The sequence below is a fragment of the Paraburkholderia sp. JPY419 genome (genome assembly GCF_050435705.1).
GTDB classification, from domain to species: Bacteria; Pseudomonadota; Gammaproteobacteria; order Burkholderiales; family Burkholderiaceae; genus Paraburkholderia; species Paraburkholderia youngii.
In genome coordinates this window covers 1358780-1384654 of record NZ_JBNDKV010000004.1, presented here as the reverse complement: position 1 = coordinate 1384654, position 25875 = coordinate 1358780, and the positions used below count along the sequence as shown (strand labels likewise).

Below are 25875 nucleotides of genomic sequence, written 5' to 3'. Positions count from 1 at the left end.
ATGATGCTATCCGGAGTTGAAAACGTAGTGAGACGATCAGCAAAGCGGGTCTCGCTTTACCGCTTTCACCACGATCACGGCATGCAGGCGAGAAGAATATTGGAGCGACTGGAAAGCAGATATGGCAAGGCCGACCCGAACAACCTGCGGCTCGCGGACGCCTATGCGCGGGACGTGTTCGGCGACCCGGTCTACGCGCCTTGGCTGCGCGTTTATACCGCGTTTTGCGGCACATTCAAGGAAGGCTGGATTCCGGACAATTACTATGGGATCGTCGTCGTGCCGCATCTGAAAGGCTGGTACGGCAAGATTTCGAGCCTTAAGCCGATTTCACGGCTGATCTTCGACGGCGACGAATTGCCGGACCTTGCGTACTATGCCAACGGGCTGTTCTTTACGGACAAAAGCGTCGTGGTACCCGAGCGCGACCTGAAGGACGTCGTGTTCGAGCATACCGAGCGCGTCGCCTTCAAGCTCGACGGTTCCGGACAGGGCAATGGTGTCTACTTCTTCGACCGTGCCAACTTCGACCCCGTGGTCATCAGGTCGCTCGGCAATGGCGTGATTCAGACTTTCATCGACCAGCACAGTTTGTTCACTGCGTTTGCTTCGAAACCGGTGGCGACGTTGCGCTTCACGACCGTGGTCGACGACGCCGGCCGCATTTCCGTTCGAGCCTGCTACTTGCGCCTCGGCAGAGCCGAAGATACGCATGTGCTGGCGAATCGCGAAATATGCGTGTCGGTCAATCTCGAGACGGGCGAACTGTGCGACTTTGGGTATATGAGCGACTGGGGCGCGGTGGAGGCGCATCCGGACTCGGGCGTGCACTTTGCAGGCGTGAAGATTCCGTGTTTCGACAAATGCATGGCGACGGTGCTGCGCCTGCACAGGAAGATTCCGTTTGCGCGCTGCATCGGCTGGGATCTCACGGTCGACGCGAACGACCAGGTCAAGTTGATGGAGTGGAACGGCAAGCACAACGACGTCAAATTCAGCGAGGCGACGCAAGGCCCGTGCTTCGCGGATCTGAACTGGGAACGGCTCAGGGCCGAACCTGACTTTGGACGGCTGCCACCGGTCTGACCGGGCAGGACAATAAACGCAGCGGGAGACGCGACGTGAGCGAACAGTTATGGTGCGTCCACATCGAAGGGCTGAACGACTTCATCGCCGTCGATTCGGAGGAATCGGCGCGGCACGAGGCGTCGGAGATCAATGCGTATATCGATCGCGCCGACAGAAGCTCGCGTGCCGCGCGTTTGCGCGCGGTGGTGGTCGAATGGCCGTTCAGCGCCGACGGTCACGCCAGAGCGCTCGATACCGACTGGCACGATTTGCAGCGTATGCCGCATAGACAGCAGGCTGCGGCGCGCCCCGACAGCGTGCTGTCGAATCTCGCGCGGCGCGTCAAGGAACTGCTGGGTGTCGCACGCGCGGACAGGGACGATGCCTGAACCGTGGCGATGGCAAACCGCGTTATGCGGGCAGCGGCACGTCCTCGATCAGATCCGCGTTGACCGCGCGAATCCTGCGGTCGACAAAGTAACCGCCGCCTTCGACGTAGCGCAAGTACAGTCGCCCGCACGTCGAGCATTGCCATACGCCGCAGCGGTTGTACGGGAAATAGCGCGGCGCGATCGGCGCATCGGCCGACCAGTAGCTCGTTTTATTGGGCAGATATTCGCTGAAGGTCGGCTCCGGATCGTCTTCCGGCATCAGCGTGCCGATCTCCTCCAACAAGGTTTCGTCGAGTGAAAGCGGTTGCGATTGCCAGCCGTCGAGGGGAGTGCGCGTGCATTCGCAAGGCGCGGCGGCGGGTTGTTGTTCCAGGCGCCGCTGCGCCGCGCGCGCGAGCTCGAGAAGGGTTGCAGTGTTCAGGTAGTGCGCCATGTAGCTAGTAGCAAGGGGTTCATGAGCCGTTCATCATCCGGTCGCGCTGCGTCGCGAATCGCACCGGCGATCACGAGCAGGTCGCCGGGGCGGCAGAATTCGAACGCGCGATGAATCGCGGGATTGTCGCCGGGGCGTGTATGGGTCGTCAATGTGGTGCCGGGGCCGTCAATTCCTGACGATCAAGGGGCGGCTCAATGCCGCCTTTTTCTAGTCACCCCGCCTAGGCAGGATATGCAATAAAAATAAGATACGCGACATCATTGTAAATAGTTGTCAAAAACGGCTTATCCCAATTTAAAACGGTTGACCGTGGTCCGTTTCAGGTGTCAATTCTCGGGGCATCACCCCGAAACCTGATGAGGACTTCAATGGAGCAACAGAGACAGCAAAACACTTGGAGCGTTGAGGAGGAAGTATGCGGGGTTTGCCGCATTACCTATTCGATATATTCCAATTTTCCCCCAATGCCATCCGCAAGGCCTTGAACGCCGAAACTGGGGAGTTCTTTCCATTCGATAAGCTCCGCTCGCTTCCAACCGGTTACGCCATGGCCGAGGCCCTGGGATATGCATGGACGTGCAATTGTCGCGAACGCAAGGCAGAGTCAGCGCTAACGTCGAACGATCGGACTCACGACGAGCAATACACACTCAAAGATGCTGGCGGCCGGATTATCCGCGACACGTATTACACGGTTCGTCTGCCGTCTGGTTCGCTCGTACACGGCGTTACAGATGGTTTGGGGCGCACTAAACGCTACAAAACGAACGGCCCTCAATCCATATCTATTTATCTTGGTCACCGAGAGGACGCGTAATGCCCGACGCACTTGGAACAGCGATAACGAATACCAATCCGAATTCATGTGTGACTGTCCATTCGGGCAGACTCTGCAAGCCATGGAAGATATCGCAGCAAGGGATAACTTTCATTGCAGGCTGGGAAGCTTTCAAGCCACATGTTTACGACAACGACGGTGCAGGTAAAGGAGGTAATGCAACTATTGGGTATGGACATCTGGTTCATATGGGGCCAATATCAGGGGCGGTGTCTGAAGCGCAATTTCGCAATGGCATAACAATTGCCGAGGCCCGAGAATTGTTGCTGCTTGATCTTGATTACCCTGAGCACATTCTAAATAGAAAGATTCGCGTTCCACTATATCAGTACGAGTACGATGCGCTCGTTTGCTTTGTATATAACCTTCCAAGTGGTAACGCTGGCTTGTTGAGTCTTGTTAACTCGGGTCACTATGACCGCGTGCCGGCCAAATTTTTGGAATATACGATGGCTGGCGGTGTGCGGCCGCGGGGACTGATCAAGCGTCGTCGCTCAGAAGGCAGTCTTTTCAAAGAAGGAAATTATGACCACAGCCATTAAAACCATCGGGGCGGTACTGATGATATCGGCGTCTATTTCAGCGTTGGCGGATACGGCATGTGAAGAGAAGGCAAAAACGCGAAACGATTTTCTTGCCTGCACCAACGCCGACACAGAAAAAATTCTCGCGAACGCAGAGAAGCTGTATCGAGGCATCAGGAAAGGTACGACTGGAGATAAACAGATTGCTCTCGACAAGAATTTTGGAATCTGGAATGAAAGAATGTCATCGGACTGTACATTGATTGCTTATTCGTTTAACGAGTGGAGTGATCGCTATGCTCCCGATACGGGTTTTCAGGTTGCGGAATGCCGCTTAAATATCGCTTCGCAGGAACTGGAGTTCTATAAATGGCTGTCTTGTCCCGAAGATATGGAAACGTCAAAAATTCCAAAATGTGCTGCAGTCAATCGGTTACTTCGAAGAGGTCGGTAACAAGGATTGCTAGAGTGACGTGATGAATTTGTGCCGACCGTGAACACCGACGATGAAATAGTTCTTCTCCTCCGAGACGTCGAATAGCAGCGTTTCACAGAAGCCCTCACCCCGCACGAATCGAATCGATGACCAGTTGCATCGCCGGCGTGACGCGCCGGTTTCTGCGCAGAATCAGCCCATACGGTGCGAGCCGGCCGCGCAACGGCGTCGCGACCGCGGCAATCGCATCGAGCGCGACGTAGTACTGCGCGACCGAACTCGGCAGCACGGCGAGCATGTCCGAATCGCGCAGCAACGACAGCGTGGTCAGAATCGACGACGTCTCGACCGTGCTGACCGGCGGCGCGACCCGCGACTCGCGAAACGTTTGATCGATGACCTGGCGCATCGGGCTCGGATGCGGCTGGACGATCCACGGATAGCGCGCAAGGTCCGCCAGCTTGGGCCGCGTGCCCGTTTGTTGGCCTGTTTTGACGGCTGGATGATCGGGCCGCACGACGATCGACAGCGCCTCTTCCGCCAACGTCTCGAAGCTCAGGTCGAGTGCCGGAAAACCATCGGGAATCCGACCGATCACTATATCGAGCTGATCCTGTTGCAGCGACTGCACCAGCACGTCGCTGGTGTCGATCGTGACCGCCATCTGCAGGCGCGGATGCGCCTCCTTCAGCTTGACGATCGTGTGCGTCAGCAGTTCGGGCGACGGCGCCATCACCGCGCCGATGCGGACCTTGCCGATGTCGCCGGCCTCGATGCCGGCCAACTCCTCGCGCAGTTCGTCGAGATCCTCGAACACGACACGCGCATAGCGCATCACGGCCTCGCCGAAGATCGTCGGCTCCATGCCGCGCGCATGTCGCACGAACAGCGATACACCGAGCGTGTCTTCGAGTTCCTGCAAGGCCTTGGTCGCTGCGGGCTGGGTCATCGCGAGATCGTCCGCGGCGCGCCGCAGCGATTCGGTTTCCGACAGCGCGACCATCAGTTGCAGATGACGTAGGCGCAGACGCTTGCGGATGGTAGAGGCGGGCGGGATCATGAGCGATAACTTTAAGGAATCGGCCGATACGAATTATTCAGTGGTCAGTTATCGGATAGTTTCGCACACTAGCGCTTATCGCAGAACGGCGATCGCGACGCCGTTCGCGTTGACAAGACCAAACTGGAGACGACGCATGACGATGACCGCGAGCCCCGCGCTCGACAGCGCGATTACCAAAGCGCGCACGAGGCTGCTGCCTTTTCTGATCCTGATGTACGTACTGGCGTTCATCGACCGCGCGAACGTCGGCTTCGCAAAGAACGTGCTACAGGCCGACACCGGCTTGAGCGACGCGGCGTTCGCCTTCGGCGCCGGCATTTTCTTCGTTGGCTATGCGGTGTTCGAAGTGCCGAGCAATCTGCTGATGTACCGCTTCGGCGCGCGCGTCTGGATGAGCCGCATCATGGTCACGTGGGGCATCGTGTCCGCGTGCACCGCTATCGTCGACAGCGCCGCGAGCTTCTATGTGCTGCGCACGCTGCTCGGCATCGCCGAAGCCGGTTTCTTCCCCGGCATCATCCTGTTCCTGTCGAACTGGTTTCCCGCGAAAACGCGCTCGCAGACGATGGGGATGTTCTATTTCGGCTTCCCCCTCGCGCTGTTGCTCGGCAGCCCGATATCGGGTCTGCTGCTAGACGCGGGCAATCCCTTTGGCATGCATCCGTGGCAGTGGCTCTTTGTCGTCGAGGGGCTCGCGGCGTCGGCGGTGGGTGTCGTCGCTTACTTCTATCTGACCGACCGGCCCGTCGAGGCGCGCTGGCTCGATGCCGACGAGCGTGATGCGCTCGATCACGCGTTGCGCCAGGAAGACCGCAAGAAGCTCGCGCATGGTCCGGCTTCGGTGCTGGCGGCGCTGCGCGATTCGCGCGTGCTGTTCTGCGGCCTGATCTACTTCGCGGTACAGATGAGCGTGTACGGTGTCGTGTTCTATCTGCCGACGCGCATCGCCGGGCTTGCGAGCGGCGGCCATGTCGGCGTCGAGGTCGGACTGCTGACCGCGATTCCGTGGATCGCCGCGATCATCGGCACGTTCTGTGTGACGCGCTACGCCGACCGTCACGGTCATCACCGTATCTGGGCCGCGGCGATGCTCGCGCTCGCGGCGTTCGGCATTGCCGCTTCGGCGATGACGTCTTCGGTGACGCTGGCGATTGCCGCGTTCTGTTTCGCCGCGATCGGTTTCGTCTGCGTGCAGCCGCTGTTCTGGACGCTACCCACCGGTTACCTGGGCGGCGCCGCGGCCGCGGGCGGCATCGCGTTGATCAATTCGATCGGCAATCTCGGCGGCTTCGTCGCACCGAACCTGAAGGGGCTGGCCGAGCGCGCGATCGGCTCGTCGCAGGCGGGGATGTTCTCGCTCGCGGTGGTCGGCCTGATCGGCGCATTGCTGCTGCTGACGTTCCGCTTCACGTCCGCTGCCGCTTCCAGTTCCATCTCTCATCGCAATAGCCCGCTCGGCGAACGCACGGGCCACTGACTCACCGACTCTCAGAAGGAAATCGTCGAACATGAAGATCAAGCATATCCGTACACGTGTTTTCGAGTGGAAAGGCAAAGTCGTCCCGCCGCAAGCGCATTTCTGCACGAACGCGGTCGATATTCTGTACGAGCGCGGCGACGCGATGGGTTCATTCCGCTTTCACGGCTGGCTCGTCGTCGAAGTCGAATGCGACGACGGCACGGTGGGCATCGGCAATTGCGCGCTCGCGCCGCGCATCGCGAAGCAGATCATCGACGAATACCTTGCGCCGATCGCGATCGGCGAAGATCCGTTCGACAACGAGTACATCTGGCAGAAGATGTATCGCCGCACGCTCGCCTGGGGCCGCAAAGGCATCGGCATGGCGGCGATCTCCGCGATCGATATCGCGCTGTGGGACATCATGGGCAAGGCCGTGAAAAAGCCGGTGTTCAAGCTGCTCGGCGGCCGCACGAAAGAAAAGATCTGGTGTTACGCGTCGAAGCTCTATAACAACGACGACCGCGATGCGTTCCTCGGCGAAGCACAAGGATACCTGGACAGCGGCTTCACCGCGATGAAGATGCGCTTCGGCTACGGCCCGAAAGACGGCCCGAAAGGCATGGCGAAAAACATCGAACAAGTGCGTCTGTTGCGTGAACTGGCCGGCGACGAAGTCGACATCATGCTCGAATGCTATATGGGCTGGACGCTCGAATACGCGCGCAGAATGCTGCCGCGCCTCGCCGAATTCAATCCGCGCTGGATCGAGGAGCCGGTGATCGGCGACGACATCGAAGGCTATCAGGAGCTGAAGAAGATGAACTTGATGCCGGTGTCGGGCGGCGAGCACGAGTTCACGAGCTACGGCTTCAAGGATCTGCTCGAACGCCGCGCGATCGACGTGATCCAGTACGACACGAATCGCGTGGGCGGCATCACGGCGGCGCGCAAGATCAATGCGATGGCAGAAGCGTGGTCGGTGCCGGTTATCCCTCACGCGGGGCAGATGCACAACTATCACCTGACGATGTCAAGCACCGCGAGTCCGATGTCGGAGTTCTTCCCTGTGTTCGACGTCGAAGTGGGCAACGAATTGTTCTACTACATCTTCGAAGGCGAGCCGCAACCGGAAAATGGCTATCTGCAACTGTCGGACGACCTGCCGGGCCTGGGCATCCAGTTGAGCGACAAGTATCTTGCCGATTTCAACATCGTCGAATGAATCGACAGACCTGAGGAAAGTATCGTCCGCTGACGGCGATGGAGCGAGCTAGCTAAGGCGCGTCAGCGTTTCCTGCGCGGCCCGGTCGAAGCACGCACCACCAGCTCGGGCGGCGGCCCGAGCACCATCGACGGCTGCCGCTCCGGCGTCTGGATCAAACGGATCAGACTCTGGATCGACAACTCCGCGACAGCCGCGGTTTGAATCGCGACCGTGGTCAGCGCCGGATGCACCTGATGCGCGAGCTGAATGTCGGTGATGCCGATCACCGACACGTCGCCGGGAACCGAGCGGCCGAGCGTGATCAACGCCTGGATCGCGCCGATCGCGAGCAGGTCGTTGGTCGCGAAGATCGCGCTCAGTTGCGGGCGGTTCGCCATCAGCTCCATGCAGGCGGCGAAGCCGGCGTCGATCGAGTCGCGAATTTGCAGCACCGCGGCGGCGTCGGCTTCGATGCCGGCCGCGCGCATCGCCGCCCGAAAACCGTTCGAGCGCGCGTCCTGCAAGCCGCCGCAGCCGTCGCCGATCAGCAAGCCGATCTCGCGATGGCCGAGTCCGAGCAGATGCCGCGCGGCCAATTCGCCCGCGCGCGCGAAGTCGACCGCAATGCACGGCAGCGCGGGCGGCGACTCTGGGTGCTCCCACATCGCAAGCAGAATCGGCGCGCTAGGTGTCGCCGATGCGCACAGGTCGTTGATCGTGATGTCCGTGTTCATCACGAGCACGCCGTCGGCTAGCGTGCCGGCGATCTGATTCAGATACGCGCGGCCGATTTCGGCGTCGTCGTCGGTATTGCAAACCATCAGGAAATGGCCGGTCTTGCGCGCCGCGCGCTCGGCGGCGAGCACGAACTCCGGATAGAACGGGTTCGAGATGTTCGACAGCATCAGTGCGAGCGTCGACGACCGGCCTTCGGCGAGCGCTCGCGCATTCAGGTTCGGCCGATAGCCGAGCTCGGCGATCGCCTGCAGCACGCGCTCAGCCGTTTCAGGGCGGACTTTCTCGCGATTGCGCAGCACGTTGGAGACGGTGGCGGCGGTAACCTGCGCGCGTTTCGCGACTTCGGACAACGTGACCATGTTGGGTCATCCCAGATTGAGGGAGGTCAATTCAAATCTTGCAAACGAACGGCGACATTGCTAACTTTCTCAAAAACGTAACGGAGACACCTGCCATGACTTTTTCCGTTGCACTCGAATTTAAGCGATTAAATGCCGCCCGCACAAGGCCCGGGCGTTTTATTTCGGCGAAAATTTAAGCGGTTAAATGCAGGCGGAAACAGCATGGCGACGATTCGTTTGAGCGATGTGCAAAAGGCTTACGGCGAGCATCCGCCGGTGATCCGGCGCGTGAATCTGGAGATCGCGCAGCATGAGTTCTGCGTGTTCCTGGGCCCGTCGGGCTGCGGCAAGTCAACCTTACTACGGATGATCGCCGGTCTCGAGGACCTCAGCGAAGGCGAGCTGCATATTGGCGGCCGACTCGTCAACGACGTGCCGGCCGCCGAGCGCGGCGTCGCGATGGTGTTCCAAAGCTATGCGCTGTTTCCGCACATGACCGTGTTCGACAACATGGCGTTCGGATTGAAGCTCGCGAAGCAGCCGAAGGACGTGATCGAGCGCAAGGTGCGCGAAGCCGCGCGGATTCTGCAACTTGACAGCCTGCTCGATCGACATCCTAAAGCGTTATCGGGCGGTCAGCGGCAGCGCGTCGCGATTGGCCGCGCGATCGTGCGCGAGCCGGGCGTGTTTCTGTTCGACGAGCCGCTGTCGAATCTCGATGCCGCGCTGCGCGGTCAGACGCGCGTCGAGATTGCGCGTTTGCATCAGAGGTTCGCGAACGCGAGCGTGGTGTACGTCACGCACGATCAGATCGAAGCGATGACGCTCGCCGATCGCATCGTGCTGCTGCATGCGGGCGCGGATGCCGAGCGCTTCGGCAGCATCGCGCAGAGCGGTGCGCCGCTCGAGCTGTATCACCAGCCGAAGTCGCGCTTCGTCGCGGGCTTTATCGGCTCGCCGCGCATGAACTTCATCGATGCAGCGGTCGAATCGATCGAGCCGGGCCGCGTGACGGTGGCGCTGGCGGCGGGCGCGCAAAAGCTCGTCGCGGACGTCGATGGAGAACGGCTGCAACGCGGCCAGCGCGTCACGCTCGGCGTGCGCCCGGAGCATCTGCGGCTCGACGGCGACGAACAGTTCATTCAGTGCGCGACCGTGCTGTCGGAGCGGCTCGGCGAGCACAGCTATATCCACGCGGACCATGCAGGCGGCACGCTGATCGCGAAAGCGCCCGGCGATACGCCGCTCGTCGCTGGCGAACGCATCCGCGTTCACGTGCCGCCCGCTGCTTGCCATCTGTTCGACGAACAGGGACTCGCGCTGCGGCGTAGCACGTTCGAACCGGAACGCGCGGCCGCCTGACCGAATTCCGCCATAGAGCGGGTTACATCGCCGGCCACGCTGCGTAGCCGGTCAACAAGGTAGACAAGGAGACATGGATGATTGCTCTTCGCCTTCGCCGTCTTGCCCTGGTGTCGATCGCCGCCGCCGTGGTGGCCGGCGCGCTCGGCAGTGCCGTGGTCGACGCGGCTACGCTGAACGTCAACGTATCGGCGCGCGGTAATCAGCGCTCGACCTGGCAGGACGCATTCGATCAGTTCAAGAAAGCCAATCCCGACATCGACCTGAAAATCACCTACGTGACCGAGGAAGCGTACAAGGTGCAGATGGGCGGCTGGCTCGCCACCGATCCGCCCGATGTCGTGTCGTGGCACGACGGCGAGCGGATGGCCTATTACGCGCAACGTGGTCTGCTCGAAGATCTGAGCTCGGACTGGGCGAAGAACGGCTGGTCGCAGCAGTATGCGTCGGTCAAGGACGCATCGACGTACAAGGGCAAGCAGTATGCGGCGCCGCTCGGCTATGACGCGTACGGCTTCTTCTATCGCAAGGATCTGTTCGAGAAGGCCGGCATCAAGAGCGAGCCGAAAACGTGGGACGAACTGCTCGAAGCCGACAAGAAGTTGAAGGCGATCGGTGTCGCGCCGATCGCGGTGGCCGCACGTGATAGCTGGACGCTGGCCGCGTGGTTCGACTATCTGGATCTGCGCATCAACGGCAACGAGTTCCATCAGAAGCTGATGGCCGGCGAAATTCCGTACACCGATCCGCGCGTCAAGAAGGTCTACACGACGTGGAAGACGCTGCTCGACAACAAAGACTTCATCGACAACGCGCTGTCGTACGACGTCGATTCGATCGGCCCGATCCTGAACAACGGCAAGGCCGCGATGATGCTGATGGGCACGTTCTTCTCGGCGAGCTTCCCGCCGTCCGTCAAGGATCAGATCGGCTTCTTCCGCTTTCCGGTGATCGACGCAAACGTGCCGATGGCAGAAGACGGTCCCGTCAACGTGCTGCTGATTCCGGCGAAGGCAAAGAACAAGGCCGACGCGCGCAAGCTGCTCGCGTTCATGGAGACGCCGAAGATCAACGCGGAACTCGCAAAGGGCTGGGGACAGTTGCCGTCGAACAGTCAGGCCGCTCCGCCTGAAGATGCGATTTCGAAGGTCGGCTTCCAGACGCTCGCGAACACGAAGGGCGGCATCGCGCAGTTCTACGATCGCGACATGCAGAAGGAAATGGCCGACGAAGGCATGAAGGCCATGCAGCAGTTCTACAGCGATCCGTCGCAACTCGACAGCGTGCTCGCTCATCTCGAAGCGACCCGTAAGCGCATCTACCAGAAGTAAGTCCCACGGTGCCGGCCGCGTGAGTGCGGCCGGCTTGCGGGTCCTGCTTCTGGGTCCTGCTTCCGGATCAACTCCGCCTTCGATTTCCGACGAGGCCGTTCCATGTCTCATACCGCAGCGCGCCGCCTGCCCGCGGCGCGGCACCGTCGCGTCTCGACGACGCGCCGTCATCAGCATCGCGCAGCGTTTTTCTTTCTGCTGCCCGGCTGTGCGTTGTTCACGCTGTGCGTGATCTATCCGATCATCAACAGTATTTCGCTGAGCTTCTACAACTGGGACGGCATGACGCCGAAGACCTTCGCGGGTCTTGCCAACTACGTCGAGCTGTTCCAGTCCGATACGTTCTACACGGCGCTGAAGAACAACCTGATCTGGCTTGCGCTGTTTCTGCTCGCGCCGCCTCTCGGTCTGCTGTTCGCGCTGTATCTGAACCAGCACGTGCGCGGCATGCGCGTCGTGAAATCGCTGTTTTTCGCGCCGTTCGTGCTGTCGGGCGTCGTAGTTGGCCTTGTGTTCAGCTGGTTCTACGATCCGACGTTCGGGCTGCTGCGCTTGATCGTCGGTCGCGGCATTCCGGTGCTCGGCGATCCGCACACGGTCACGTTCGGCATCATCTTCGCCGCGCTGTGGCCGCAAGCACCGTTCTGCATGATCCTGTATCTGACCGGACTCACCGGCATCAATCCCGAGGTGGTCGAGGCGGCGCGCATGGAAGGCGCAAAAGGGCTGCGACTGCTGTGGCACGTGATCCTGCCGCAACTGCGGCCCGCGACCTTCATGGCGGTGGTGCTGACCGTGATCGGCGCACTGCGCAGCTTCGATCTAATTGCGGTGATGAGCGGCGGCGGTCCGTTCGACAGTTCCACCGTGCTCGCCTATTTCATGTACGACGAGGCGATCAAGTATTACCGCGAAGGCTATTCCGCTGCGATTGCGGTCGTGCTGTTCGCGATCATGCTCGTCTATATCGTGTTCCATTTGCGCCGCATGCTGCGCGAGGAACGCTGATTCTGTGTACGTCAGGAGTACCAGCTCATGTATCCGCTTCCCGTCGAACGCTGGAAACCGCTGAATCGCACGCTTTACAAGGCCTCGCTGCCGCTTGCGCTGTTTATCTGGCTGCTGCCGATGCTCGCCGTTTTGCTGACCTCGATCCGTTCGACGGACGAGTTATCGCAGGGCGACTACTGGACATGGCCGAAACACTTCGCGCTGCTGGAGAACTATGGCACCGCGCTCACGCAAACGCCGATGCTGCATTACTTCGCCAATAGCGTGCTGATCACGGTGCCTTCGGTGATCGGCGCGATCGTCCTCGCGTCGATGGCGGGTTTCGCGTTGGCGACGTATCGCTTTCCGGGCAACACGGCCGTGCTGTTGGCGTTCGTCGCCGGCAATTTCGTGCCGATCCAGATCCTGATGATTCCAGTGCGCGACATGATGCTGAAGTTCGGCCTGTTCAACACCGTGTGGGCGCTGGTGATCTTTCATGTGTCGTTCCAGACCGGCTTTTGCACCTTGTTTCTGCGCAACTTCATCAAGCAGTTGCCGTTCGAGATGATCGAGGCCGCGCGCGTCGAAGGGGCGAGCGAGTGGACGATCTATCTGCGCATCGTGCTGCCTTTGATCCGCCCCGCGCTCGCCGCGCTGGCGATCCTCGTGTTCACGTTCGTGTGGAACGACTACTTCTGGGCGCTGTGTCTCACGCAAGGCGACGCCGCCGCGCCGATCACAGTCGGCGTCGCCGCGCTGAAGGGGCAATGGACCACCGCGTGGAACCTCGTCGCGGCAGGCTCGGTGCTGGCCGCGCTGCCTTCGGTGCTGATGTTCTTCGCGATGCAAAGGCATTTCGTCGCCGGACTGACCTTCGGGGCAAGCAAGGGCTAAACGGCGCTTGAAACACGATTGAAACGACGGCTCGACGTCAACTCACCACGAGACTTTCACATGCAATTTGGTGTCTGCTACTACCCGGAACAATGGCCGCGCGCGATGTGGGCCGACGACGCGCAACGTATGGTCGAACTCGGCATCACGCATGTGCGGATCGCTGAATTCGCGTGGAGCCGCATGGAGCCGCGCGCCGGCGAATACGACTGGCAATGGCTCGACGAAGCCGTCGACACGCTGGCCAAAGCGGGCCTGAAACTCGTGCTCGGCACGCCGACCGCTTCGCCGCCGAAATGGCTCGTCGACGCGCATCCGGACGTGCTGCCGGTGCGCGCGGACGGCACGCGCTGGAATTTCGGCTCGCGGCGTCACTACGATATTTCGAGCGACACGTACCGGCGCGAATGCGTACGCATCGTCACCGCGATGGCGCAGCGCTACGGACGGCATCCGTCGATCGTCGCGTGGCAGACCGATAACGAACTCGGCTGCCACGATACGGTGCCGAGCTATTCGGCCGCGGCTTTGCAGCGCTTTCACGCGTGGCTGCAACGGCGCTATGCAACGATCGGCGCGTTGAACGACGCGTGGGGCAACGTGTTCTGGAGCATGGAGTACCCGTCGTTCGACGCGATCGGTCTGCCGACGCTGACACCTACCGACGCCAATCCGATCCATCTGCTCGACTTCCGCCGCTTCATGTCCGACGAGGTCGCGAGCTTCCATCGCGAACAGATCGACGTGTTGCGCGAGCATGCGCCGAACGCGGATCTGCTGCACAACTTCATGGGCTTTTTCACGACCTTCGATCACTATCGCTTCGCCGCCGACAACGCGATCGACATCGCCGCATGGGATAGCTATCCGATCGCGCGCACCGAATCGATCGCATTGCCGGAGGAGCAGAAGGCGCGCTTCGCGCGTACCGGACATCCCGACGTGTCCGCGTTCGATCACGACCGCTACCGCGGCATTGGCGGCGGGCGCTTCTGGGTGATGGAGCAGCAGGCCGGTCCGGTGAACTGGGCGTCGTGGAATCCGGTGCCGGCGTCGGGCATGGTGCGGCTGTGGGCTTACGAGGCGTTCGCGCATGGCGCGGAGCTGGTGTCGTATTTCCGTTGGCGCCAGTGCCCATATGCGCAGGAGCAGATGCATTCCGGGCTCAACCTGCCGAATAACGAATTGTCGCCGGGCGGTCTCGAGGTGCAACGGGCCGCGCGTGAAATCGCGGGCAGCACGGCGCTGTCGACGCTCGCCGCGCCCGCACGAGCGGCCACCGCGCTGGTATTCGACTACGAGACGCAGTGGATGTTCGAAATCCAGCGTCACGGCAACGGCTTCGACTATCAGACGCTCGCGTTCGACTACTACGAGTCGCTGCGCGAACTCGGGCTCGATGTCGATATCGTGTCGAGCCGGGCGGATCTTTCAGGCTACCAGCTAGTCGCGGTGCCGAGTCTCGCGGTGGTCGACGCCGCACTCGTCGAGCAGATCGCGCGTTCGAACGCGCAATGGGTGTTCGGCCCGCGCAGCGGCTCGAAAACCGACGCGTTCGCGATTCCGGGCAATCTGCCGCCCGGCGCATTGCAGCGCGTGCTGCCGATCCAGGTGCTCGAAGTGGAAACACTGCGCTCGACGCTCGCGCCCGCGCTGTCGCTCGACGGCACGACGGGTCGCGCGCTGCACTGGCGCGAGCATGTGCGCGCCAATGGCGAGACACGCATTGCCGCGCGCTTCGACGATGCGTGGCCCGCGCTGCTGATGCACGGCAACGTGCGCTACGTGGCCGGCTGGCTGTCGCATGAACTGCATCGCACGGTGTTGCGGCAGGCGGCGCGCGACGCGGGACTCGATACGCAGCTGCTCGCCGACGGACTGCGGCTGCGCCGCCGTGGCGGCCTGACCTTCGCATTCAATTTCGGCGCGCAACCGGTGCAGGTGCCGGCGCCGCGCCATGCGACGTTCGTGCTCGGCGAGCCGCGCCTGAATACCTGCGACGTTTGCGTGTGGAAAGACGCGTGAGGTGGTGCGGATGTCACGTCATTGTTCAGCGACCTGCAGGGCAATGTGAACGATCTCGCGACGCGCTACGACAAGGATCTGGTCGTCGTCGAGACCGCGTATCCGTGGACGACCAGCGACGGCGACCTCGCCGTATCCGCAGACGCCCACCGGCCAGGCGCAGTTCCTCGGCCAGGTGACCGACATCGTGAAGGCGATCCCCGACGGCCACGGCAAGGGCGTGTTCTGGTGGGAGCCGGAGTGGATTCCGACGCCGAACGTCGGCTGGAAAGTCGGCGCCGGTGATCAGTGGGACAACAACACGCTGTTCGATTTCCACGGCAATGCGTTGTCGTCGCTGGAGGCGTTCCGGCGGCGTTAGCGGATCGCGGGCGACACACCGGCATTACTGTGCCGGCGCTGCCTGCCCCTTGTGCTGGTTCACGCACTCCGACGTGATCGCCATGCTCGCCTGATCGGGGGTCATGTGGGGCGCGTCGGGGCGGTAGATCTTTTCGATGATCGCATCGACGGCCGCGCGGTCGGACGGGTCCTTGTAGTAGCGGGCGGCCTGGTCGAGCGCCTGAGCTTCGGTCTTCTTGTGGGCGCGCCACGACGCGACCTGGCCGGCGATATCGCCGAGCGCGAAACATTGATTGCTGACGGTCTGCGCAACGGCCTGAGGGGCCGGCTGCGCGACGCACAGCGCGACGAGCGCGGATACGACTACGCGTTTCATTACCGGAATCCTGAAATGAGACGGCGGCGGCGCGGAAGCGGCGGTGGTCGCCGCGCCGGGCCGCGCGCGAAAAATTGTTGCGTAGTGTATCGGGAAGTGGGCTGGGGCGCTTTTTGCCGCGATGGATCACAACGCCGCAGGCGAACGGGCGTGACGTCGTTGCGTCACAACGGCAGCGGCCGATCCTCGAAAATGCTCTTCATGACCAGCGTCGACGACAGTCGCAGCACGCAGGGCAGCGTCAACAGATAGCGGTCGTAAAGCACCTGGAACGCCTTCAGATCGCGGGTGACGACGTGCAGCATGTAATCCGGATCGCCAAACAGGCGCTCCGCCCGGGTGATCTCCGGGATGTCCGACAGCGCGCGTTCGAAAGACTCGATGTTTTGGCTACTGCCTTCCCGTAACGTCGCGAACACGATTGCCGAGAAGTTCAAACCGATCGTTGCCGGATCGATAACCGCGCGATAGCCGCTGATGACCCGGGCTTTCTCCAAAGCCCGCAGGCGCCGCTGGCACGGCGAAAGACTCAGACCGATCCGCTCACTGAGTTCAGTGACGGTGAGTCGTCCATCTTGCTGCAATTCAGCAAGAATCTTGCGGTCAATTTCGTCCATATGAAAAATTCTAGCGCAGACCGCTTTGTGGCGGCAAGAAAGAGGGAGCACCTTCGACAGCCAAAGCCGTAACATTCCCTCCGTCCAAATATGCTCGTCGGGGAGAAGAAGGCTGTGGAAGTGAGCTTGTTGACGGCCTTTTGGCTCGTGTCTTTTTCGTTGGTGCCGGTACCCGGCGCGGACTGGGCGTACGCGATCTCGGCTGGATTGCGCGAGCGGGCGATTGCGCCCGCCATCGCCGGCATGTTGTCCGGCTATCTGGCGATCACCGTGGTGGTGGCGGCCGGTGTCGGAGCGCTGGTCGCCAAGGCGCCAGCGGTGCTGGCCGTGTTGACGTTCGTCGGCGCGGGCTATCTGCTGTGGGTCGGCGGCAATATTCTTGCTCGCCCCGCGGTGCCGACGGTAGCGGCCGAGCGCGCACCCGGCGCGGCGTTGGACTGGTCTATCCGCGGCTTCGCGGTGAGCGGCCTCAATCCGAAAGCGCTGCTGCTGTTTCTCGCGCTGCTGCCGCAATTCACGCGTGCGACCGACGCGTGGTCGATTCCGGTGCAGATCGGCGCGTTGGGCCTGCTACACATGGCCAATTGCGCGGTGGTTTATTCGGTCGTCGGACTCGGCTCGAAGGCGGTTTTGCGCACGCGTCCGAGCGTCGCGCGCAGGGTTAGCCAGGTTTCGGGCGCGGCGATGGTTCTGATTGCCGTGCTGCTGTGTGTCGAGCAGCTCCTCGCGTTCAAATAGGCGCGAGGTTCCATGCGTTCAGCCAAATAAAAAGCCGCCCTGCGAATCGCAGGGCGGCTTCTGGGTCACCACTCGATCGAACCGTTACCGGTCCGCTAGCGGACACATTTCATTGCACGCTCAATGGCCGAACGATTGCGTCTTCGACGCACCCGCTTCCGACGCATGCGGGCGTGCCGCCTGCTTGATCAGCAGCGCGACGCACGACAGCGCACCCGCGGCCGCGATCGTCGTGAAGATGCCGCCGAACGAGAAGTGGCGGCGCGTCAGCTCGGCCACGAGGAACGAGCCCGCGATGCCGCCGAAGCGGCCGACGCCGAGCATCCACGCGACGCCCGTGCCGCGGCCCGCGGTCGGGTAGAACGCGGCGGCGAGCGCCGGCATCGACGATTGCGCGGTGTTCATCAGCACGCCGGCGATGAACACGATCAGCACGAGCGCGCCGACGTTGCCGGCCGCCTGACCGATGAAGTACACGCTAATGGCGGTCAGCGCATAGCAGACCGCGATGACGCGGTTCGCGTTGAAGCGGTCCATCAGCACGCCGGCCAGCACCGCGCCGACGCCGCCGAGCGGGAACAGCGCGGAGATCAGCGTCGCGCGTTGCGGCGTGAGGCCGGCGTCCTTCAGCAGGATCGGCATCCAGTTGATCGACGCGTAGAAGATAACGAGGCCCATGAAGTACGCGAGCCACAGCATCACCGAGCCGACGATGTACGAGCGCGACAGCACGACGCCGAGACCCTTGCCGCCGGTTTGCGGCGCGGTTTCGGTCATCGTGAAGCCGACGGCCTGCACCGCGTCGCCGGAAATGCGAGCAAGCGCCGCGCGAATCCGGTCGGCCGGCTTGTTGTTCGCGACCATGTAGCGGACCGACTCCGGCATCTTCGCGAGCAGCAGCACCAACAGGAGCAGCGGCGTGACGCCGCCGAGGATCAGCACGCTGCGCCAGCCCAGGTGCGGAATCATCCACGCGGCGAGGAAACCGCCGAACGCGGCGCCGAGCGGGAAGCCGCAGAACATCAGGTTGATCACGGTGGCGCGGCGGTTGTCCGGACAGTATTCGCCCATCATCGTGACCGCGTTCGGCATCGCGGCGCCGAGGCCGACGCCGGTGATGAAGCGCAGCACGGTCAGCTGGTCGATGCTGGTCGAAAACGCCGACGCGAGACAGGCAAGGCCGAACAGCAGCACCGAGCCGACCAGCATCGAGCGACGCCCGAGGCGGTCGGACAGCGGGCCCGAGCCGAGCGCGCCACACGCGAGGCCGAACAGCGCGGCGCTCAGCACCGGCGCGAGCGCGGGCTTCGCGATGCCCCATTCGGTGACCAGCGAAGGCGCGATGAAGCCAATCGCAGCAGTGTCAAAACCGTCCAGCAGGACGATGACGAAGCACATGAAAAAGATCAGCCACTGGAACGGCGAAAACGGATGCTCGTTAATGAAGGTTTGAACGTTCACAGCGGGGCTGCGGTTCATGATGGTCTCCTGACAGCGAAAGGCCCGACACGACGAGCGATTCTTCTCGAACTGTACGCCGTCTGGCAACGGCGCACGATGCCTGCAGCGGCCGAATTGGCCATGCATCGGCAATGAATCATACCCGGACGGATCGGCTTGACGGAATCGCGCCGGGCGAGGAAGGTTGTTCGTATACAGAACGATGATTCTCTACGCGAACGCGCGCCACTGTAAGGAATGAAACCAATCCGGTCAACGGGGGAATACCCGAGTTTTCGCGCTGTCGATGCGTGGCAGGGCGGCGCGCTGCAAACGCGCCGGAGAAAGGGCCAGGCGCGCCAAGCTCAGCGCGCCGAAACAAGCGGCAAACGGCTTCGAGACACCCGCCGGTCAGCTCGTCACCGCGGGATGAGCCACCGTCCGCTCGATTCGTCCCAGCCGCACGACGGTCACACCGGGGCGCAACTGCCGCAGCGACGGCATCACGAGCATGCAGTTGTCGTAGGGGGTGCGCACCTCTTCGCCGTTGGACCAGCCGATCACGGCGCCTGCCTTGGCGAAAACCTCGAGGCCGGTGTACGCCGCCGCGAAGCTGAAGTCCATGCTGGTCGCGACGACCGGCTGTGTCACGCGCACGATGCTCTGCTCGGGCGGCAACGGCGCGAGCCACCCCGGCGGCAGATCCGTCTCGTCCACCACGCCGGCCAGCAACAGGAAACGCGCGGTCGTGTCGCGTGCGACCGCCACCGCACCGCGCTCCCAATGCTGGCCGCATTCGATCAGCAGCGCGTTCTTCGGGCTCGCGGCATCGCCGAACCCTTCGTAGTCGCGCATGCGGCGGCCTTCGGGATGCCCTTCGTCGCAGATCACCGTGGCGGGCGTACCGAGCCGCACCGCGAGGTCGATGCCTTTTTGCAGCGGTCCCGCGACGATCAGCGGCTTGCACCGCTCGTGCATCGAATGCAGGTCGAGCAGCGCGTCGACCGTGTCGATCACCGGGCGCATCGCACGCGCGCGCTTCAGTTCGCTCGACGTGCGCGATCTGTCGTCGAGCACCGCCGCCGTCCACACGCGGTTCAAGTCCTGATCGACGAAGCGCGCGGCGTCCGGATTCGCGGGATCGAAACGCCGGTACGCGGCGACGTTCGCGAACGACAGCGTGAGCTGCCCGCGTCGCGGCCGCAGCGCGCGGCGCAGCAACTCATCGACGACAATCGCGCCGCACACTTCGTTGCCATGTGTGAGTGCGTTGATCATCACGTGCGGGCCTGGCACGCCCGAATCGAACGTGTGAACGTATGCGATGCCCGACGACGACTGCTCGTGCTGCGCAATATCGGGGAATTCGACTTCGATCGGATAAGCTTCTCGGCTCATAGCGGCGTCCCTGGTGAATGGCATGGGTAATCTTTCCTTAAGACGTCGCTATGTTCGGCGCCTTGCGCAAAAGACAGTAAATATTCTTCCGATATGTGCTCACCGTATCCCGCGACATCGACAAAATCGTGAACAGATATCAATGAGGTGTGGATACGATGCGCATTTTCAGCGTGCGCGTTCGCGCATCGCGCAATACCGGTTGCCGAGAAAGCCCGCAATCACGTAGATGGGAATGCCGCACAGTCGCGCGAGGTAGGGCGCGTGCGTGAAATGCAACACTGAAACCATCGTCGCGAGTTATGAATTCTCCCATCGATCGTCCGGCGCCTACGAGTTCCGACGCCGATGCGAACTCGGCAGACGCGCTGTTTGCGCGCTCCGGCCGGCTTGTCACGGGCTCGTGTTTCTGCTCGCGATGGCGGTAGGCGTCGGCTTCGTGCTGTTCAAACAGAAGACCTTCGTCCGCAAGGTACTCGCGCTCGCGCCGTTCGGCGTAGACGTATTCAAATGGGGCTTCGACTTGCAGCGGGTGCTGTCGCTGCCCGTCTACGTGTGGGGCTTGAACAAAAGCGCGGCCGTGTATTTGCCGCTCGTCGAGCTGATTCGTGGCGCCCTGGTGACGCACAATGGCGAATGGTCGCTCTGCGAGCGGCGCAACTGTCGATGACGGCGCATCTGCGCGCTGCGCCGTCTTTGCTTCATATCACGCGAGTTTCGCAGCAATCGCCTTGCCGACTTCGCTCGTGCTTGCGTTGCCGCCGAGATCGCCGGTGTGCGGACCCTCGATCAGCGTCGCCTCGATCGCTTTCAGGATCGCGTCGTGCGCCTCGCGTTCCTTGCCGCTGGAATGACCGAGGAAGTCGAGCATCATCGCGGCCGACCAGATCATCGCGATCGGATTCGCGATGTGCTTGCCGGCGATGTCGGGTGCCGACCCGTGCACCGGCTCGAACAGCGACGGAAACTTGCGGTCCGGATTCAGGTTGCCCGATGGCGCGAGGCCGATCGTACCCGTGCACGCGGGGCCGAGATCGGACAGGATGTCGCCGAACAGATTGGTCGCGACGACCACGTCGAAACGGTCGGGGTTCAGTACGAAGCGCGCGCACAGGATGTCGATGTGCTGCTTGTCCCACGTGACGTCCGGATATTGCGCGGCGATGCCGGCCGCGCATTTGTCCCACCACGGCATGCTGATCGCGATGCCGTTGCTCTTCGTCGCGACGGTGATTTTCTTGCGCGCGCGGCGCTGCGCGAGATCGAACGCGAACTTCAGCACGCGCTCGCTGCCGTGCCGTGTGAACACCGACTCCTGCAGCACGAACTCGCGCTCGGTGCCTTCGAACATCACGCCGCCCACCGACGAATACTCGCCCTCGGTGTTCTCGCGCACGATCCAGAAGTCGATGTCGCCGGCCTTGCGTCCCGCGAGCGGCGACGGCACGCCTGCAAATAGGCGCGCCGGACGCAGATTCACGTATTGGTCGAACTCTCGGCGAAACTTCAGCAGCGAGCCCCACAGCGAGATGTGATCGGGCACGGTGTCGGGCCAACCGACCGCGCCGAACAGGATCGCATCGGCCGATTGAAGTTGCGCTTTCCAATCGTCCGGCATCATCTTGCCGTGCTTCGCGTAGTAGTCGCAGCTCGCCCACTCGATGTGCTGATACTCGAGTTCGATACCGAAGCGTTGCGTCGCGACCTCGAGTACGCGCAGCGCTTCGGGCATCACCTCGACGCCGATGCCGTCGCCGGGGATGACGGCAATCCGGTATTTGTTCGACATGCTGGTCTCCTCCTTGGGGAATGGGTTAGGGATTCGGTGACGGATATTTTATTCGTGGCGCGTTCGTTCGTGCGGTTTGTCATTCCGGCGGAGGCGGGGATGGATGTGCATATTGATCCGATGACTTGAGAATCTGCGCGACGAGGAAGGCGCGGCACGCATCTCATGCGAGGCTGAACGAGGGGTTTTTTGGGATGGGGTCTTGTTGCACAATCGGGCCTCCTTGACTGACTGTGAGGCGCGATGACTTCACTTTCCCTCGGTTCTTTCCATGAGGTCCGTGAAAGGCGGCACGGACATTTCTTCTCGATCAGCCTTTACAGATCGTTCAACCTTCACATCGAATCTTCGTGGCTGTTTGACGTCGACCGGTGGTTCCATTTTGCGTTGCCGGCAAGCGTACCCCGCGAAGCACACGACGACATCGTGGAGGGCATGGAGGAAGCGCGCGCAGCGTGGCTGCGATACAGCCCATCCATGCTGCTGTCGCACCAGTCGTACGAGTTGCGCGATATGCTCGGCCGGAGTCACAACCGCTTTCATATGTACAGGATGAGAGACGATGAGGTTGCCAAAGCCCTGTACAGCGAGGTGAAGCGCGGTAGTCTGATCTTTGTCCCTGAGCGGGACGAGATGCGCGAGTGCGTGCAGGCGATACGGGAGCAGCGGGAAAGGGCGTCCCGGTCGGGCTCCGTGCGCGAGCAGCAATCGAGCGACGTGGACATGCTAAGGTCGATCTACGGGAACCGCCCGCGCGTGCCGCAGAATCTTGGCAACGCAAAGCCGTTTGAGTACACACCGGACGCGTTAAGCGACGATGTGCAAACCATTGCGGCGCGCGGCGTCAGTGAGGCCCACGAGGCTGAATGTTTTGCACTCTATGATCGGGACATCGAGCAATGCAATGTCGCGCGGGCGATATATCAGGATCCGCGCACATACGCCCTATGCACCCAGCGCGCTTTTTTCAACTATCAAAGCTGTCGAGGATACTGAGATGTCGAAGCACCCACGCGCAACTATCATTTTCTACGACGAACAAACACAGCAATTGAAAATGTGCACGGTATTCAGGAGAGAAGTGCAGACCGTCATTGACCGTGAAATAGCCAGAAGCGGCGGTATGACCATTCCGCCCGGGGCAGAGGAGTATGGGACGGAGCCAATCGGGGATGAAGACGCCCGTAAGCTTGGTGCGATGGCAATACTCATGCAGGCAGGGGTGCATGTAGAACTTCGTGAGCGACTCCAAATCACGACCGCAGAGCCAGTCAATTGGGATAAGCAGAAGCCATCTGCAGACTAGTGCTACCAACGCAAACGCAAATCAGAACGATCCGATGCACAATGCGGCGCCGGTCCGTATGTTGATCGGCCTGTTGCTTCGATGACTGGCTGTCTAGCTAGTGCTATGGCCATTGCCGCCTCGTTTGGGGCGGATTTTTTGGGATGGTGTCTTGTTGCACATTCAGGCCTCCTTCATTGGCTGTGAGGCACGATGACTTCACTTGCCCTCACTTGGACTGAACACGGATCAGACACGCCGCCTTCGTTGCGATATCCAGAAGGACGATCTTGAGTATCACGGCATGATGAAGCGCGCCCTGGACTTGTTTGGAGACAAATCGGAATGATCGATACAAAAGAGCAGGTAGCACGTCACCTTTCCATTTTGATCGGGCTTGACGTTAGCGGAGTGGCGCACGCGACTGACATGCTCACGTTACAGTTCGGGCCGCTTCGGGAGGTAAGAACAAGCAGAGGCACCATCAAGCGTCTGGGCGATTGGGCGCTACATATTCAGTGTGACTGGCGCATCGAGCAAGGAAGCGCGATCGTTGCGTCTTACTCGGACTTTGCAGCAGCAGAAGAGAGTACGAGAAGAACAACACAACGAATCCGCGATCTCCTTGTGACTCAAGGCCCAATAGCTGTTTTGGATATCGAGGCGGGCGAGGGCGGTGATGCCGTCATTTTGCTGGCGAGAGGTATGCGTCTAGTAATTCTTGCGGATGCGATACCAGACGATGAAGACTGGCGCCTATTCCCGTCGAATCCCGATGCGGAGCACTTTGTGATCGAAGGCGGCAAGTTCGATCCCTCGTCCTTGTAGTGACTCGGCGGCGAGCGGCAGCAGGTCGTTCGGCGGCTCGCGCGTCGGTGGTAGCGCGATGCCAAGGATAGTCGTAGCCCGTACTGCATCTCGCTTTGCAAAACGCAGGCATTCCAGAACTATCAATAGTGCAGAGGTTATTGATGGCTACTCATCCGCCGTATTCCGTGGTTTTAACCTATACAGAGGAGCGTCAACGGCTCACAGTGCAAACCGTTGACCCCGCCAGGCTAGCTCCTCTGCTGGCCGGGAAAATCGAAATGCCGATCCTTCTCGATGAGTACGATTTCAAACTCGACGACGAATTTGCGCGCAGGCTCGGCGTTGCAATACTCAACGTGATTGCGCTTGGCCAGCCTGACATCAAGCAGTACATGTCGGTTACGCAAGAGCCGATCGACAAGCCTTCACAGACGTAGCCTGCCGCCAACGGACTCGCGCTGTGCGAGAAACGGTCAGTCGCGAACTATCAAACCTGCTGCTGCGCGTCCGGTGCGCGCGTCAGGAACGATCAGCTCACGGCCTGAGCCGTGCCGGGCACGTAGCCAACGTGTATTCCAGTGGAGGGGCTGAAATCGCGGTGGAGTTTGACTTCATGAACGTTGAATCATTGTGATGCCTTATTGCCGCAACGAAAGATGATAGACAGGCTCAAGGACTTCGGCCATTTCCACGACTGGTATATCAAAGCTCTCGTGGTTCCGGATAGGCATAAACTAATTGTTATGTTGGAAGATGAAGGGAAGCGAGCAACGGCAACTTTTAGCGGAACGAGTCGCTGCACCGTTGAACATTTCAGCGTGGCCAATAACATTGTCTTTGAGATAAGGATTCTCACGCCGGGGGACACGAATTACGATCTCGCGCGCACCATGCTTTCTAAAAGCGAGCGATTTTCGAAGACACCCGGGTCGCAAGTAGATTCTCCTTCCTCTTGCGGGCGGCGAGCACATTGTCCACCGCGCTCGCTTGGGCATTTTTTCAGGGAGATGACATGGCAGCAGATATGCCGCGCAAACGACGCAATGAAGACGAGCCCAGAAGGTTATGCTGCACTGAGGGTCAACGAGGGCGTGGTCATGCGCTATTACAACGATGCGCCCATCAACGGAAACTGCACATGGGGCGTGGGAACACTGGCGCACTTCGGACCCTGCACACCTGCGGAGTTGCAGCGCGCGGTGTTACCTGAGCAGGTGAACGCTATCTTGACGGCGCGCGTTCACGACGCCGAGCGGCTCGTAAGGGCCACGGTCACAGAGTACGCACTGACTCAAGCGCAGTTCGACGCGGCAGTCTCTTTCGCATACAACTCGACGAATCGAAATACACGCGAGGCGTTGGACCCTGCAAACCGGGGCGATATGGAAGCGGTTGCGCAGCATATGTCTCTCAATGTGATGGTAACCCCACGCGATCGGCGGGGGGCGCCCGATTGGCTCGCCGCGCAGGAGCCAGGGACTTGCGAATCGACGAGTGCGGGAATCGGCGCCCTTCAGGAAGCAGCGGCCGTGATGCTCAGACCACTGTACCTGGCGTTAGCAATTTGCCTGACTGCCACCACCTGCTTCGCGGCCGGACCCACGACCACCCGGTCATCATTCAACGGAACATGGACCGTTACCGATGTGGTCGGATACAGTGACGTTTCCGGTGGCATACCCGAGGCAAAAAGACTGCTCGGCAAGGTGCTGAGCATATCGACCGATCAGATGGAATTCGCCGGCGAGCGCTGTCGTTCGCACGGCGGTTTCAGTGTCCGCACCGTCGATACCGCGCCGAAGCTCAAGGACTATTACGGTATCAACCTCGACGATACGGGCTTGCCCCAAAAGACCCTACTGCTGGACAGCGACAATTGCGCGGCCGTATTCCGCATGGATGCGCATCGCGTGGTATTCGGCTGGAACGGCGTGATCGTGCGGGCAGTGCAGCCGTAGCTCCGGCGCACCGTT

General features: G+C 61.3%; 26 protein-coding genes and 3 pseudogenes. 20 read left to right on the top strand and 9 right to left on the bottom strand.

The genetic code is table 11. The features are described 5' to 3' along the window. Both QFZ91_RS34860 and QFZ91_RS34855 read left to right on the top strand, forming a co-directional pair. Positions 1–1086, top strand: coding sequence for a sugar-transfer associated ATP-grasp domain-containing protein (locus tag QFZ91_RS34860; protein WP_429570013.1), 1086 nt, complete (start codon positions 1–3; stop codon positions 1084–1086). A gap of 35 nt (positions 1087–1121) precedes the next feature. Then, positions 1122–1457, top strand: coding sequence for a hypothetical protein (locus QFZ91_RS34855; protein WP_368596892.1), 336 nt, complete (start codon positions 1122–1124; stop codon positions 1455–1457). Between the two features lie 22 nt (positions 1458–1479). On the opposite strand, the gene QFZ91_RS34850 is transcribed toward QFZ91_RS34855, so the two are convergent. Continuing rightward, positions 1480–1893, bottom strand: coding sequence for a hypothetical protein (locus QFZ91_RS34850; protein WP_429570012.1), 414 nt, complete (start codon positions 1891–1893; stop codon positions 1480–1482). A 59-nt stretch (positions 1894–1952) separates the two neighbouring features. Beyond that, positions 1953–2054, bottom strand: a pseudogene (locus QFZ91_RS34845) (RraA family protein); the annotation flags it as partial. Between the two features lie 210 nt (positions 2055–2264). On the opposite strand from QFZ91_RS34845, the pseudogene QFZ91_RS34840 reads away from it, so the two are divergent. From QFZ91_RS34840 to QFZ91_RS34830, 3 genes and pseudogenes are all read left to right on the top strand, one after another. After that, positions 2265–2713 (top strand): annotated as a pseudogene (locus tag QFZ91_RS34840) (hypothetical protein). Further along, the gene (locus tag QFZ91_RS34835) at positions 2713–3276 is read left to right on the top strand and encodes a lysozyme (RefSeq protein WP_429570011.1); all 564 of its coding nucleotides are present in this window, start codon (positions 2713–2715) and stop codon (positions 3274–3276) included. Before QFZ91_RS34840 ends, QFZ91_RS34835 begins: the two are co-directional and overlap by 1 nt. Continuing rightward, entirely contained in the window at positions 3260–3712 is a 453-nt protein-coding gene (locus tag QFZ91_RS34830) for a hypothetical protein (protein WP_176379623.1), read from the top strand. Before QFZ91_RS34835 ends, QFZ91_RS34830 begins: the two co-directional genes overlap by 17 nt. A gap of 106 nt (positions 3713–3818) precedes the next feature. On the opposite strand, the gene QFZ91_RS34825 is transcribed toward QFZ91_RS34830, so the two are convergent. Then, positions 3819–4754, bottom strand: coding sequence for a LysR family transcriptional regulator (locus QFZ91_RS34825; protein WP_429570010.1), 936 nt, complete (start codon positions 4752–4754; stop codon positions 3819–3821). Positions 4755–4890: 136 nt separating this feature from the next. Here QFZ91_RS34825 and QFZ91_RS34820 point away from each other — a divergent pair, with 136 nt between their 5' ends. Beyond that, positions 4891–6234, top strand: coding sequence for an MFS transporter (locus QFZ91_RS34820; protein WP_429570009.1), 1344 nt, complete (start codon positions 4891–4893; stop codon positions 6232–6234). Between the two features lie 31 nt (positions 6235–6265). Further along, on the top strand, positions 6266–7441 hold the full coding sequence (locus tag QFZ91_RS34815) for an L-rhamnonate dehydratase (protein ID WP_368715991.1): 1176 nt from the start codon (positions 6266–6268) through the stop codon (positions 7439–7441). 62 nt (positions 7442–7503) lie between these two features. Here the strand turns inward: QFZ91_RS34815 and QFZ91_RS34810 are convergent, their stop codons facing one another. Continuing rightward, on the bottom strand, positions 7504–8520 hold the full coding sequence (locus tag QFZ91_RS34810; RefSeq protein ID WP_429570008.1) for a LacI family DNA-binding transcriptional regulator: 1017 nt from the start codon (positions 8518–8520) through the stop codon (positions 7504–7506). A gap of 204 nt (positions 8521–8724) precedes the next feature. Between QFZ91_RS34810 and QFZ91_RS34805 the strand changes: the two genes are divergently transcribed. The 6 genes and pseudogenes from QFZ91_RS34805 to QFZ91_RS34780 all read left to right on the top strand — a co-directional run. Then, a complete protein-coding gene (locus QFZ91_RS34805) occupies positions 8725–9864 on the top strand; it encodes an ABC transporter ATP-binding protein (protein WP_429570007.1) in 1140 nt (379 codons plus the stop codon). Between the two features lie 77 nt (positions 9865–9941). Continuing rightward, entirely contained in the window at positions 9942–11195 is a 1254-nt protein-coding gene (locus tag QFZ91_RS34800; RefSeq protein WP_429570006.1) for an ABC transporter substrate-binding protein, read from the top strand. Positions 11196–11297: 102 nt separating this feature from the next. Next, positions 11298–12203, top strand: a complete 906-nt coding sequence (locus tag QFZ91_RS34795; protein WP_429570005.1) for a carbohydrate ABC transporter permease — start codon at positions 11298–11300, stop codon at positions 12201–12203. 27 nt (positions 12204–12230) lie between these two features. Further along, positions 12231–13082, top strand: coding sequence for a carbohydrate ABC transporter permease (locus QFZ91_RS34790; RefSeq protein ID WP_429570004.1), 852 nt, complete (start codon positions 12231–12233; stop codon positions 13080–13082). Positions 13083–13142: 60 nt separating this feature from the next. Continuing rightward, entirely contained in the window at positions 13143–15107 is a 1965-nt protein-coding gene (locus QFZ91_RS34785; protein WP_429570003.1) for a beta-galactosidase, read from the top strand. 30 nt (positions 15108–15137) lie between these two features. After that, a pseudogene (locus QFZ91_RS34780) lies at positions 15138–15468 on the top strand (glycosyl hydrolase 53 family protein); the annotation flags it as partial. A 24-nt stretch (positions 15469–15492) separates the two neighbouring features. On the opposite strand, the gene QFZ91_RS34775 reads toward QFZ91_RS34780, so the two are convergent. Next, a complete protein-coding gene (locus QFZ91_RS34775; protein ID WP_429570002.1) occupies positions 15493–15825 on the bottom strand; it encodes a hypothetical protein in 333 nt (110 codons plus the stop codon). A gap of 164 nt (positions 15826–15989) precedes the next feature. Continuing rightward, the gene (locus QFZ91_RS34770) at positions 15990–16442 is read right to left on the bottom strand and encodes an Lrp/AsnC family transcriptional regulator (protein WP_176110538.1); all 453 of its coding nucleotides are present in this window, start codon (positions 16440–16442) and stop codon (positions 15990–15992) included. A 90-nt stretch (positions 16443–16532) separates the two neighbouring features. Between QFZ91_RS34770 and QFZ91_RS34765 the strand changes: the two genes are divergently transcribed. Further along, positions 16533–17180: a LysE family translocator gene (locus QFZ91_RS34765; RefSeq protein WP_429570001.1), complete on the top strand. Its 648-nt coding sequence runs from the start codon at positions 16533–16535 to the stop codon at positions 17178–17180. A gap of 120 nt (positions 17181–17300) precedes the next feature. Here the strand turns inward: QFZ91_RS34765 and QFZ91_RS34760 are convergent, their stop codons facing one another. Together QFZ91_RS34760 and QFZ91_RS34755 are read right to left on the bottom strand one after the other, a co-directional pair. After that, positions 17301–18659: an MFS transporter gene (locus QFZ91_RS34760; protein WP_368596874.1), complete on the bottom strand. Its 1359-nt coding sequence runs from the start codon at positions 18657–18659 to the stop codon at positions 17301–17303. 372 nt (positions 18660–19031) lie between these two features. Beyond that, positions 19032–20018, bottom strand: a complete 987-nt coding sequence (locus tag QFZ91_RS34755) for a M14 family metallopeptidase (RefSeq protein WP_429570000.1) — start codon at positions 20016–20018, stop codon at positions 19032–19034. 403 nt (positions 20019–20421) lie between these two features. Between QFZ91_RS34755 and QFZ91_RS34750 the strand changes: the two genes are divergently transcribed. After that, the gene (locus QFZ91_RS34750; protein ID WP_429569999.1) at positions 20422–20688 is read left to right on the top strand and encodes a hypothetical protein; all 267 of its coding nucleotides are present in this window, start codon (positions 20422–20424) and stop codon (positions 20686–20688) included. A gap of 36 nt (positions 20689–20724) precedes the next feature. Here QFZ91_RS34750 and QFZ91_RS34745 read toward each other — a convergent pair whose 3' ends face one another. Further along, on the bottom strand, positions 20725–21807 hold the full coding sequence (locus QFZ91_RS34745) for a tartrate dehydrogenase (protein WP_368584616.1): 1083 nt from the start codon (positions 21805–21807) through the stop codon (positions 20725–20727). Positions 21808–22050: 243 nt separating this feature from the next. Here QFZ91_RS34745 and QFZ91_RS34740 point away from each other — a divergent pair, with 243 nt between their 5' ends. The 5 genes from QFZ91_RS34740 to QFZ91_RS34720 all read left to right on the top strand — a co-directional run bounded on the left by QFZ91_RS34740 (position 22051) and on the right by QFZ91_RS34720 (position 25860). Further along, complete coding sequence (locus QFZ91_RS34740) at positions 22051–22803, top strand: hypothetical protein (RefSeq protein WP_429569998.1); 753 nt, start codon at positions 22051–22053, stop codon at positions 22801–22803. Position 22804: 1 nt separating this feature from the next. After that, positions 22805–23113 (top strand): hypothetical protein, encoded by a 309-nt coding sequence (locus QFZ91_RS34735; RefSeq protein WP_429569997.1) that lies wholly within the window; start codon positions 22805–22807, stop codon positions 23111–23113. A 324-nt stretch (positions 23114–23437) separates the two neighbouring features. Continuing rightward, positions 23438–23920 (top strand): hypothetical protein, encoded by a 483-nt coding sequence (locus tag QFZ91_RS34730; protein WP_429569996.1) that lies wholly within the window; start codon positions 23438–23440, stop codon positions 23918–23920. A 143-nt stretch (positions 23921–24063) separates the two neighbouring features. After that, positions 24064–24339, top strand: a complete 276-nt coding sequence (locus QFZ91_RS34725; protein WP_429569995.1) for a hypothetical protein — start codon at positions 24064–24066, stop codon at positions 24337–24339. Positions 24340–24558: 219 nt separating this feature from the next. After that, positions 24559–25860: a lysozyme gene (locus QFZ91_RS34720; protein WP_429569994.1), complete on the top strand. Its 1302-nt coding sequence runs from the start codon at positions 24559–24561 to the stop codon at positions 25858–25860. Positions 25861–25875 lie beyond the last annotated feature (15 nt).